General features: G+C 72.5%; 10 protein-coding genes. 3 read left to right on the top strand and 7 right to left on the bottom strand.

Annotated features, from left to right (window positions below; genetic code table 11):
• The first annotated feature begins 125 nt into the window (after window positions 1-125).
• The 3 genes from JOC24_RS09935 (at window position 126) to JOC24_RS09925 (ending at window position 4001) form a co-directional block, all read left to right on the top strand.
• Window positions 126-1085 carry an endonuclease/exonuclease/phosphatase family protein gene (locus JOC24_RS09935; RefSeq protein ID WP_374104490.1) on the top strand — a complete coding sequence of 320 codons (960 nt, stop codon included), beginning with the start codon at window positions 126-128 and terminating at the stop codon, window positions 1083-1085.
• 321 nt (window positions 1086-1406) lie between these two features.
• Window positions 1407-2597: a Cmx/CmrA family chloramphenicol efflux MFS transporter gene (locus tag JOC24_RS09930; protein WP_205019765.1), complete on the top strand. Its 1191-nt coding sequence runs from the start codon at window positions 1407-1409 to the stop codon at window positions 2595-2597.
• Window positions 2598-2777: 180 nt separating this feature from the next.
• On the top strand, window positions 2778-4001 hold the full coding sequence (locus JOC24_RS09925; RefSeq protein ID WP_205019764.1) for an MFS transporter: 1224 nt from the start codon (window positions 2778-2780) through the stop codon (window positions 3999-4001).
• Between the two features lie 80 nt (window positions 4002-4081).
• Here the strand turns inward: JOC24_RS09925 and JOC24_RS09920 are convergent, their stop codons facing one another.
• The 7 genes from JOC24_RS09920 to JOC24_RS09890 form a co-directional block, all read right to left on the bottom strand.
• Entirely contained in the window at window positions 4082-5152 is a 1071-nt protein-coding gene (locus JOC24_RS09920) for a CU044_5270 family protein (RefSeq protein ID WP_205019763.1), read from the bottom strand.
• Complete coding sequence (locus JOC24_RS09915) at window positions 5149-5817, bottom strand: RNA polymerase sigma factor (protein ID WP_205020021.1); 669 nt, start codon at window positions 5815-5817, stop codon at window positions 5149-5151. Before JOC24_RS09915 ends, JOC24_RS09920 begins: the two co-directional genes overlap by 4 nt.
• Window positions 5818-6181: 364 nt before the next feature.
• A complete protein-coding gene (locus JOC24_RS09910; protein ID WP_205019762.1) occupies window positions 6182-7936 on the bottom strand; it encodes an NAD+ synthase in 1755 nt (584 codons plus the stop codon).
• A 91-nt stretch (window positions 7937-8027) separates the two neighbouring features.
• Window positions 8028-9614: a multicopper oxidase family protein gene (locus JOC24_RS09905; RefSeq protein WP_205019761.1), complete on the bottom strand. Its 1587-nt coding sequence runs from the start codon at window positions 9612-9614 to the stop codon at window positions 8028-8030.
• Between the two features lie 142 nt (window positions 9615-9756).
• Entirely contained in the window at window positions 9757-10182 is a 426-nt protein-coding gene (locus tag JOC24_RS09900; RefSeq protein ID WP_205019760.1) for a CBS domain-containing protein, read from the bottom strand.
• A gap of 124 nt (window positions 10183-10306) precedes the next feature.
• A complete protein-coding gene (locus JOC24_RS09895; RefSeq protein WP_205019759.1) occupies window positions 10307-10993 on the bottom strand; it encodes a DUF305 domain-containing protein in 687 nt (228 codons plus the stop codon).
• Complete coding sequence (locus JOC24_RS09890; RefSeq protein ID WP_205019758.1) at window positions 10990-11673, bottom strand: DUF3105 domain-containing protein; 684 nt, start codon at window positions 11671-11673, stop codon at window positions 10990-10992. The genes JOC24_RS09895 and JOC24_RS09890 overlap by 4 nt, the downstream gene beginning before the upstream one ends.
• Between the last annotated feature and the right edge of the window lie 15 nt (window positions 11674-11688).

The following is an 11688-nucleotide window of genomic DNA, read 5'->3' as shown; positions in this document are numbered from 1 at the left end:
ACCCATCGCCTAGGGTCAAAGGGCGCGGTGATGTGTACGGCAAGGCAGTGAGGACGAGCGCAATGGTGCAGGCGTACAGGGCGGACACCGAGGACGCCGGCGCGGGTCCGCGGACGGGATCCGGAATGCGGAACCTGTGGCACAGGCTGGCCTCCGACCGGGGCATCTGGCGACGCGGCATCCTCCTGGCGCTCTGCTCGGTCCTCCTGACCGTCGTGCTGGTCCTCCACTCGGACATCCCCAACACGATCGGCAACCTGGGCAGCCTCATCGAGACCTTCCTGCCCTGGTTCGGCCTGCTCGTGCCGGTTCTGCTGGTCCTGGGCCTGGTCCGCCGGTCCGCGACGGCACTGATCGCACTCGTCCTGCCGGTCGCCGTCTGGCTCAACCTCTTCGGCGGTCTGCTGTTCGCCGACAAGTCGGGCGCCGGCGGTGACCTCACCGTCGCCACGCACAACGTCAACGCGGGCAACCCCGACCCCGCGGGCACCGCCCAGCAGGTCGCCGGCTCCGGCGCGGACGTCGTCGCCCTGCAGGAACTGCCGAGCGGCAAGGTGGCGGCGTACGAGGACGCGCTCGCCGACCGCTACCCGCACCACTCCGTCCAGGGCACCGTCGGCCTGTGGAGCAAGTACCCGGTGACGGACTCCAGCCCCGTCGACATCAAGCTGGGCTGGACCCGGGCGATGAGCGCCACGGTCACGACCCCCGAGGGCCCGGTCAAGGTGTACGTCGCCCACCTCCCCTCCGTACGGGTCAAGCTGCACGCGGGTTTCACCGCCAACCAGCGGGATGACAGCGCGGACGCCCTGGGCGAGGCGATCTCCGACGAACCGCTGGACCGGGTCGTGCTGCTCGGCGACCTCAACGGCACGATGAACGACCGCTCGCTGAACGCGGTCACCGCCCAGATGCGCTCCACCCAGGGCGCGGCGGGCGACGGATTCGGCTTCAGCTGGCCCGCCGCGTTCCCGATGGCGCGCATCGACCAGATCATGGTGCGGGGAGTCGAACCCCTCGCCTCCTGGACCCTCCCCGCCACGGACAGCGACCACCTCCCGATCGCGGCCCGCGTGGAGCTGTGAGCCCCGCGTCCCCGTGACAGGCGGTACGCTCGCCCCCATGTCCAGCCCGGAGTCCGACAGACCCAGGCCGCCGGTTCGCCGGTGGCCGTTCACCGACGCGGAAAGCCCCTGACCCCAGCGGTCACCGGGCTCCGGTCGTCGGGCCGTCGACCACCGCCGGATCTTCCACGGCGGTGTGGGCCGACCCTCATGTCCGTGACGAACACCGGACGTTCCACCGCGTTGCCGTCCTCGCGCTCCCGCGCGTGACGACGGGCGCGGCCCGCATCCCCTGCACACCGCTCGTTCCTCCGACGGTTCCGTACAAGGGGTCCCCTTCTCATGCCATTCGCTGTGTACGTGCTCGGGCTCGCGGTCTTCGCCCAGGGCACATCGGAGTTCATGCTGTCCGGACTGCTCTCGGGCATCGCCGGTGACCTGCACGTCTCACTGGGCGCCGCCGGCCTGCTGACCTCGGCCTTCGCGGTCGGGATGGTGGTCGGTGCGCCGCTCACCGCGCTGGCCTGCCGCACCTGGCCCCGGCGCGGGGCGTTGCTGTTCTTCCTCGGAGTCTTCGTCGCCGTCCATGTCGTCGGCGCTCTGACCTCCAGTTACGCGGTGCTGCTCGCGACCCGGGTCGCGGGGGCGCTGGCCAACGCCGGTTTCTGGGCGGTGGCGCTGGTCACCGCGCTGGCCATGGTCGGCCCGCACCAGCGGGCGCGGGCCACCGCCGTGGTCGTCGGCGGGGTCACCGTCGCGTGTGTGGTGGGCGTTCCGGCGGGGGCGCTGCTCGGCGAACTGTGGGGCTGGCGCTCGGCGTTCTGGGCCGTGGCGCTCGTCTCCGTACCGGCCGCGGCCGCCCTGCTGCCGGCCGTCCCGGGCGGCAGGCCCGACGGCGCGCCGCAGGTGAGCGCCCGGAGTGAACTGCGCGTCCTGGCCCGGCCCCGGCTGCTGCTGACGCTGCTGGTCATGGCGCTCGTCCAGGCGGCGACCTTCTGTACGTTCTCCTATCTGGAACCGCTGGTCACCCGGGTCACCGGCTTCGGTGCCGGCTGGGTGCCCGTGGTCCTCGCACTGTTCGGCGTCGGTTCGTTCGCGGGTGTCGCCCTGGCCGGGCGCCTGGCCGACACCCGCCCGTACGCGGTCATCGGGTTCGGCATGACCGCCCTGGCCCTCGGCTGGGCCGCACTGGCCCTGACCGCCGCCCACCCCGCGGCGGCGCTAGCCCTGGTCCTGCTCCAGGGGGCACTCGCCTTCGGTACGGGGACGACGCTGATCACCCGGGTCTTCCACCTGGCCCCGGACGCCCCGACGATGGCGGGCTCCTTCGCGACGGCGGCCTTCAACGTGGGCGCCGCGACCGGCCCCTGGCTGGGCGGCCTGGCCCTCGGCGCGGACTTCGGCTTCCGTGCTCCGGTCTGGGTGAGCGCCCTGTTGATGTGTGCGGCCCTCGCGGCGGCGGCGGGGGCGCTGTCGGCGTCCCCGGGCGCGGCGCCGTCGACGCCCTCCGGGGCAGCCGCACCCACCGAGTGACGCCCACATCACACCCCGACGCAACGGCATGTTCACGTCCGGGCATAAAACGTCTGAGAGACTTTGTTCCGACGGGATACATAACCCGTCCCGGCAACGAAGCCGACGCTCCCGCACACACACCGCCGCCACCCGGCCCACCACGGCCCCGGGTGGCCCCCTGCCCGAAAGGTTCTTTCCATGCCCCTGGCCCTGCTCGCCCTCGCTGTGAGCGCCTTCGGCATCGGCACCACCGAGTTCGTGATGATGGGCCTGCTGCCCAACGTCGCGGACGATCTGGGAACGTCCGTACCCACCGCCGGTTACCTCGTCTCGGCGTACGCGATCGGCGTCGTCCTCGGTGCCCCGCTGCTCACCGGCCTCGGTTCCAGGATCCCCCGCAAGCGGATGCTCCTGCTGCTGATGGCCGTCTTCACCGTCGGCAACCTCGCTTCCGCCTTCGCCCCCGACTTCGGCTGGCTGCTGGCGGGCCGGTTCCTGGCCGGGCTCCCGCACGGGGCCTTCTTCGGCGTCGGCGCGGTCGTCGCCGCCCGCCTCGTGCCGGACGGCCGTCAGGCACGCGCGGTCGCCACGATGTTCCTCGGCCTGACCGTGGCCAACATCGTCGGCGTACCGGCGGCCACCCTGCTGGGACAGCACCTCGGCTGGCGCGCCACGTTCATGGTGGTCGCCGTGATCGGCCTGGCCGCCATGGCCGCGCTCGCCCGTCTCGTCCCGCAGATCCCCGTCGAGGCGCACCAGAACGTACGCCGTGAACTGAGCGCGCTCGGCAACCGGCAGGTGCTGCTCGGCCTGCTCACCGCCGTCCTCGGCTTCGCGGGCGTCTTCGCCGTCTACTCCTACCTCTCGTCCATGACGACCGAGGCGATGGGCTTCGGCGAGTCCTCGGTGACGCTCGTCCTCGCGCTCTTCGGCATCGGGATGACCCTCGGTGCGCTGGCCGCGGGACCGCTGACCGACCGGGCGCTGCGTCCCACCCTCTACGGCTCGCTGGCGGCCCTGGCCGTCGTCCTCGTGGTCTTCCCCTTCACGGTCCACGTGCAGTGGGCCGCGTTGGTCATGGTCATGCTGCTCGGCGGCATCGGCTTCATGACGACCACACCGCTGCAGATGCTCGTCATGAACAAGGCCAAGGACGCCCCCACCCTGGCGTCCGCCTCCAACCACTCCGCCTTCAACCTCGCCAACGCGGGCGGGGCCTGGCTCGGCGGGGTCGCCATCGCCGCGGGCTGGGGCTGGACGTCCCCGGCCCTGGTCGGCGCGGTGCTGGCCGTGGCCGGGCTCGCCGTGGCCGTCACGGCGGGAGTGCTGGACCGGACCCCGGGCACCTCGCGTGTGGTGGCGTCCGGCGCCCGTACCGAGGAGCGGGAGTACGCGGAGGCGCGTTCCTCCTCGGACGCCTGAGCCGTAAGGCCCGACGGGCTGCGGATCACGACGACGGGCCGGTGGGGGCGCGCGACGCGCGCCCCCACCGGCCCGGACTCTCACGTCGTCGTCGACGGCCTCTCGCGGAGGGCGTCGACGACCGCACGCTCCAGGACCGCCGACACGCCGATCAGGGCGCCCTTCTTGCCCATGGAGGTGTCCCTGATGAGGTAGGTCCGTTCACCCAGGTACTCCAGGGTGGTCGAGTCGAAGATCCAAGCGGTGCGCCAGCCGGCCCGGACGTCGTCGCGGGCCACGCCGATCCCGTGCCGGCCGGCCGCGTCCACCGCGTCGGGGTCCACGGCGACGCCGGGGATCCTCGCCGCGGCCTTGTAGAGGGCGGCCGCTGTCTTCGGAGGCATCACCGTCTCCCGCAGAAGCTCGCCGATGGCGTCGAAGGCGTCCCGCGCCTCGTCCCGGTCCTCGGCCGGGGTGTCACGCGAGTCCTGGTCCCGGGTGATCTCGGTGGTGAGGCGCCGGAGCAGGATGTCGGGGTCGGTGGGCAGCGAGGCCAGCCAGGCGTACGTCGGGCGGCTGAGGCCCGCCGGGTAGCCGACGGGGGTCTCGCCGTCCGGGACGCCGACGACGAGCGGGATGTACGAGCCGTCCTGGTGGATCAGGCCCTCGTCGATCACCGGTCCCGCCTTCTGCGTCATCCAGACCTCGCGCTCGCTGGGCTCGGTCATTCTCACGGGGCCGCCGAATTCCCCCTCGTTCCCGGACGCCAGTGTCCTGACGTATACGAACTGGTCTCCGGTGACCGTCCGTCCGCCGCTCCTCCCGGCGGCCAGGGCGATCCGGTCGAGCAGCACCGCCGCGCCGTGCGGGGCCGTGGCCCGGGAACCCGTGCCCGAGGCGGACGGTGCCGGAGCGCTGCCCTGGCCGGTCACGGCGAGCGTGGTCAACAGAACCCCGCCCAGGGCCAGTCCGGCGGCGGGCAGCAGGACGGCGGGGCGCAGGAGGCGGGGGCGTGCGGTTGCGCGGTCGCCGTCCTGGTCGATCAGACGCATCAGGGTGTCCTTGTGGTGGAGATGACGGCCCGGGGGCAGGTCCCGTTCGGCCGGGACCGGCAACAGCCGGGCCAGTTCCTCGCGTTCGGCCCGCCCGGGGCCGGAGGTACGGTCGTTCATCGGGCTTCCTCCTGGATGGGCAGGGCCACGAACGCGGCCCTGCTTCCTACCTCTCCGCGGCCGGGGCGGGGTTCCCCTGCGGACCGGCCCGTCTCTCCGGATCGTGCTTCCCACGCCGAGCCGCCCGGCGTCCGGCCGAGTTCCACGTCGGTGAGCCGCCGCAGCCGGTCGCGGGCACGGGACAGCCGTGAGCGCACCGTGCCCACGGGGATGCCCAGGGCCTCGGCGGCCCCGGCGTAGTCCAGCCCCGACCACACGCAGAGGACCAGCACCTCACGCTCCTGGCGGCGGAGCCCGTCCAGCGCCTGCCGGACCGCGGCGAGCCGCCGTGCGTCGTCGACGCGCCCGGCTGTGGCGTCCGCGATGTCCGCCACCGGTTCCGGGGCGGGGCGACGGGCCAGGAAGGCCAGGCGCCGCCCTGTACCGCGGTTCGCGTTGCGCGCCCTGTTCGTGGCGATCCCGAGCAGCCACGGCCTCAGCGAGTCGCCCTCCGGCTCGACGGCGTGGCGGGTACGCCAGGCGGCCAGGAAGGTCTCGGACAGAACCTCCTCGGCCGTCGACCAGTCACCCGTCAGCCGGTAGGCGTGGTTGTACACCGCCCGCGCGTACTCCTCGTAGAGCGCGGCGAACGCCTCGCGGTCGCCCGCCCTGATCCGTGCACGCATGCGCTCCCGGTCTTCCTGTTCGTTGCAGCTCACACCACCTACCTCTCCGGCCGGTCCGAGGGGTTCCGGTGACCTGTGCCACACCGCAGGGCCCCTGAGCGGGCAGGGCCGCCCTCCGAGCGGCCGGTGATGACGCGGTTTCCCAGGGGTGTTCGGGCCCGGACCGGACCACCCCTTCTCCCGCCCGGGAGCCTCGCTGCCGCCGTTCACGCAGATCGCCCGGGACGCCGAAGCGCCCCGGGCAACATGTCGTCCCCGGCCCGTCCTTCCGGCAGCATCACCGGTCCCCTGGTCCGTTCCCACCTCCGGACGCCCGCCGTGCCGCGCGGCACCGCGTGTACGGACCGGCTCACCGTCCCCCGTGTCAGCTCGACTCGCGCCACCGGTTCGTGATCGGCAGCCGGCGGTCCTTGCCGAAGCCCTTGGGTGAGATCTTCGTGCCCGGCGGGTACTGCCGCCGCTTGTACTCCGCCGTGTCCACCATCCGCAGCGTCCTCGTCACCAGCGCGTCGTCGAACCCGGCCGCCACGATCGCGTCCCGGCCCTGGTCCCGGTCGACGTACAGCTCCAGGATCCGGTCCAGCACGTCGTAGTCCGGCAGCGAGTCCGTGTCCACCTGGTCCGGGCGCAGCTCGGCGCTCGGCGGCTTGGTGATGGACGCCTCCGGGATCGGCGGGGTCTGCCCGCGCTCCTCGGCCGCTCGGTTGCGCCACTTCGCGAGGCGGAACACCGAGGTCTTGTAGACGTCCTTGATCGGCCCGTACGCGCCGACGGAGTCCCCGTACAGCGTGGAATAGCCCACCGCCAGTTCGGACTTGTTGCCCGGCGCGAGCACGATCTGCCCCTCCTGGTTGGAGACGGCCATCAGCATCGTGCCGCGCAGCCGCGACTGGAGGTTCTCCTCCGCCAGCCCGGTGAGCCCCAGCGAGCCCATGTACGCGTCGAACATCGGCTCGATCGGGACGGTGCGGAAGTTCAGCCCCGTGCGCCGGGCCAGTTCCGCCGCGTCGCCCTTGGAGTGGTCCGAGGAGTACTTCGACGGCATCGAGATGCCGAACACGTGCTGGGCTCCCAGCGCGTCGCAGGCGATCGCCGCGACGAGCGCCGAGTCGATGCCGCCCGAGAGACCGACGAGGACGCTGCTGAAACCGTTCTTCGCCGCGTACGCGCGCAGGCCCACGACCAGCGCCGAGTACAGCTCCTCGTCGTCGTCCAGCCGCTCGGCGTATCCGCCGGCCAGCTCGGGTTCGTAGGCCGGGAGCGGCTCCCCGCTCAGGACCACGTGGTCGATCCGCAGACCGTCGTCGACGACCCCGGACGGCGCCTCGGCCGCGGCGGCGGGCAGGTCCAGGTCGAGGATCACGGTGCCCTCGGCGAACTGGGGGGCGCGGGCGATGACGTCGCCGTCCTTGCCGACCACGATGGAGTCCCCGTCGAAGACCAGCTCGTCCTGGCCGCCGATCATCGCCAGGTAGGCCGTCGTGCAGCCGGCCTCACGGGCCCGCCTGCGGACCAGCTCCAGCCGGGTGTCGTCCTTGTCGCGCTCGTACGGAGAGGCGTTGATCGACAGCAGCAGCCCGGCGCCGGCGGCGCGCGTGGCCGGGACGCGGCCGCCGTCCTGCCAGAGGTCCTCACAGATCGCGAGGGCCACATCGACGCCGCGCACCCGCACGACGGGCATCGAGTCGCCCGGCACGAAGTACCGGAACTCGTCGAAGACGCCGTAGTTGGGCAGGTGGTGCTTGGCGAAGTTCAGCGCGACCTGCCCGCGGTGCAGCACGGCCGCGGCGTTGCGCGGGGAACCCGCGGGCTGGCCGTAGCGTGCCGCGGCGTGCTCGGAGCGGTCGAGGTAGCCGACGAGGACCGGCACTTCCCCGAAGCCCTCGTCGGCGAGGCGTGCGGCGAGCGCGCGCAGCGCCGTCCGCGAGGCTTCGACGAAGGACGACCGCAGGGCCAGGTCCTCGACGGGATATCCGGTCAGCACCATCTCGGGGAACGCCACCAGGTGGGCGCCCTGCTCGGCGGCGTGCCGGGTCCAGTGGACGATCGACTCGGAGTTGCCGGCGAGGTCTCCGACGGTCGCGTCGATCTGATTGAGTGCGAGACGTAGTTGAGGCACGTGGCCAGTGTAATCGTCTGACTGACGCTATGTCCTGGCGTACCCCGGTCCAAAGGCCACGGGCCGCGTCCTGACCGGGGTGCGCCGCGGGTCAGCGCAGGTAGCCGAGGACCGTCATCATCCCCGCTTCGGCGTGGTAGACGTTGTGGCAGTGCAGCATCCACAGTCCCGGGTTGTCCGCGTCGAAGTCGACCGTCAGCGAGCGGCCCGGCAGGACGGCGGCCGTGTCCTTGCGCGCGCCGAGGGCCGCCCCGCCGCTTGTCCTTGCCAGTGCGAACGTATGGCCGTGCAGATGGATCGGATGCCACATGGAGGTGCGGTTGGTGAAGACCAGCCGCACACGTTCCCCGGCCCTGACGGGGTGTCGCACCGCCGGGTCGTAGGGCTTGCCGTCGAAGGCCCAGTCGTAGGCATCCATGGAACCCGTGAGCGTCATGCGTACGGTCCGGTCGGGCTCGCGCTCCGCCAGTGCCACCGACTCGTCCGGGGCCAGCCGGCCGGCCGTGACCAGTTCGCCGTCCAGCTCCGCGGGACGCACCGTGGCGGGCGGCATCGTTCCCGGCCCCGTCTTCAGTACGGCCATCGCCGACGCGGCCTTGCCCTCGGCGAGCGCCGTCAGCGGGAACACCCCGTCCCCCGCGGTCACCAGCACGTCGTACCGCTCGCCCATGGCGACCAGCAGGGTGTCGGTCCCGGTGTGCCGCACGGGGAAGCCGTCCGTGTGCGTGACCGTCATCCGGTGGCCCCCGAGCGCGAGCCGGAACGCGGTGTCCCCGCCGGCGTTGATGATGCGCAGCCGGATGCGGTCGCCGGGGCCGGCCTCGAAGACCGAAGGGTCGGTCCCCCTGCGGCCGTTGACCAGGTAGTACGGGTAGGAGACGTCGCCGGCGTGGCCGCCGAGCAGATCGCTGCTCGCGCCGACCAGGAGCCGCGAGGGCGCGTCGCCGTCGCCGGTACGACGGGCCGCCTTGTGGCCGGCCGCGTCGTGGCCGCTGCCCCGGCCCTCGGTGAGTTCGTCGAGGACCGCGTCGGGGGTGGAGCCCTCCACTCCGTCGAGCCAGTCGTCGAGAACGACGATCCACTCCTTGTCGTACGCGAGCGGCTCCTTCGGGTCGTCGACGATGAGCGGGGCGTACAGCCCCCGGTCGAGCTGGACGCCCGAGTGCGGGTGGATCCAGTACGTCCCGGGCCGGGTGGCGGCGAACCGGTAGGAGAAGTCGGCTCCCGCCGCGACCGGCTGCTGGGTCAGCGCCGGCACCCCGTCCATGTCGTTGCGCAGGGCGAGGCCGTGCCAGTGCATCGTGGTGGCCTGCGGCAGATGGTTGGTCAGAGCCAGATCCAGGGTGTCGCCCGCCGTGACCCGGATCGCCTCACCGGGCAGTCGGTCCCCGTACGTCCAGGTGGGGACGGTGAGGCCGTCGCCCAGTTCGCAGCGGGACGCGGTGGCGGTGAGTGCCACCTTCCGCACGGGGCCGGTACCCCGACGGGCCTCGGCGTCCACGACCTCCGGCCCGTCGGGTGTGACGTACTGGTCGGCGGCGCGCCGCGCGGGGGTGGGGGCGGCGGAGGTCGGGGAAGGGGTGGCCGGGGCGGCGGTGGCCCGGGAGGTGAGGCCCGCCGTTCCCGCCAGGGCGATTCCGGCGCCGAGTACGGCGCGACGATTGGGCATTTCAGACATATTGCGTACCGTACTCCCGGCGGGTACAAGGGAGCGGCGTCGACACCCGGCAGCCCCGCGCCCCGCCCGGTGTGCGGGATGCCGGCCGCCGGACCGGTGGCGGAGCGGGAGGATGCGGGTGCGTGCGCGCCCTGCAGGGGAGTCAGGCGTGGGAGTAGACCTTCTCCGCCCAGCCGGCCACCTGCTCGTCCGAGAGGTGGAGCGCCAGGTCGGCCTCACTGATCATGCCGATCAGCTTCTTGTCCTCGACCACCGGAAGCCTGCGGATCCGGTGGCTCTGCATCTCCTCCAGCACCGCGTCGACGTCGGCCGTCGACTCGATCCAGCGCGGGGTGCCGTCGCAGAGCTCGCCCGCCGTCATCCTCGACGGATCGTGCCCCGACGCCACGCACTTGATCACGATGTCCCGGTCGGTGATGATCCCGACCATCCGGTCCCGCTCACCGTCGGCGGAGACGGGCAGCGCCCCCACCTCGTGTTCCCGCATCATCTGCGCCGCGCGGTCGAGCGTCTCGTGGGCGGGGATCCACCGGGCCCCGGTGTGCATGATGTCCCTGGCCGTGGTCATGGGTTGCCTCCTGCGTGCCGTTGGGCACTGCTGTGCGGCCCCGAGTCCCCTCCATCGTCGGGGGCCCACCCGGCGCACGCGAATGCTGTCACCCGTTCGGGCGTACGCCGGGCAGGTTCCACGCTCAGGGACGGGGCGTCGCCCCGCGCGCCGCGAGCATGTCGGCCATCAGGTCCAGCTCGGACCGCTGGGCGTCGACCATGCCCTGGGCCAGACGCTTCTCCACGGGTACGGCGCACTGCTCGGCGCAGCCGCGGGCCATCGCGATCCCGCCTTCGTGGTGGTCGCTCATCAGCTGCAGGAAGAGGATCTCGGCATCCTTCCCCCGGGCCTCGCCGAGCTTCCTCAGTTCGGTCCTGGACGCCATGCCGGGCATGAGGACGCCGTCGTGATCCATCCCCTCGGTGCTCCGCATGTCGTGGCCGCCGTGGCCGCCGTGGCCGCCCCGCATCCAGGACATCGGCCCCTGGCCCTCGGGGGCGGTCTTGGGCAGCTCCCACAGATCCAGCCAGCCGAGCAGCATGCCCCGCTGATTGGCCTGGGTGTTGGCGATGTCGTACGCGAGGCGCCGTACGTCCTCGTCCCGCGTCACGTCCCGCACGATGAACGACATCTCCACGGCCTGCTGGTGGTGGACGGCCATGTCCCGCGCGAACCCCGCGTCCGCGGACCGCGCCGAGGGCGTACGGGGACCGCGCGCGGCGCCGTCGCCGCGCGCCGAGGCGACCGTCGCCGCACCGGCGAACAGCAGGGCGAGGGCCACGGCTGAGCCCGCGGCCCACCGGGTGCGCCGGATCCGTGACGAGGTCACCCGTCGATCCCGCCGGTGCAGGGTGCGCCCGGTTCGGGTGTCTGCGCCCCCTGGACGTACCTCGCGAAGAACCGGGCCACCCGCGGGTCGTCCGCGCCGTCCACGGTGACCTGCTTCCCCCATGCGCTGAGCATGATCGCACCGGACTGTCCCTCGTACGGGGACATCAGGGAGTACGGGGTGCTCCTCACGCGCGACGCGAGCACGTCGACGTCGTCCCGCGAGGCCTTCCCGCTGTGCGTCACCCAGACCGCGCCGTGCTCGAGGGCGTGCACGGCGTTGACGTCCGGGACGGCCTTTTCGTATACGACGCCGTCGCAGTTCAGCCAGGCCGGGTTGTGGTTGCCGCCGACGGGCGGCTTCATGGGGTACTTCACGTCGGTCGTGACGTGGTGGCGGGTCAGTGTCGTCGCGTCCCACGTCCGCTCGTCCGCGATCGGCTCCGCGGCGAGCTTCTTCCGCTCCCGCTCGGTCGTCCCGGTCCGCTTGTCGTCCTGGGCCCGGCTCTCCCCGCTGTTCTCCCTCGCCTCGGACTTCTCCAGGAGCATGTACGAGCCGAAACCCAGCAGCCCCGCGACCACCACGGCGCTCAGAGCTATGCCGACGACCCGGTTGCGGCCGTCGTGCGCACGATCGGTGCCGTGCGTCTGCTCCATACGGGTGTCGCGGTCGAAGCTCATGACGTCGGGTCCTTC

Origin of the sequence: Streptomyces sp. HB132, from assembly GCF_016909575.1 — a bacterium.
Classification (GTDB): domain Bacteria; phylum Actinomycetota; class Actinomycetes; order Streptomycetales; family Streptomycetaceae; genus Streptomyces.
This window is presented reverse-complemented; position numbering and strand designations above follow the sequence as displayed.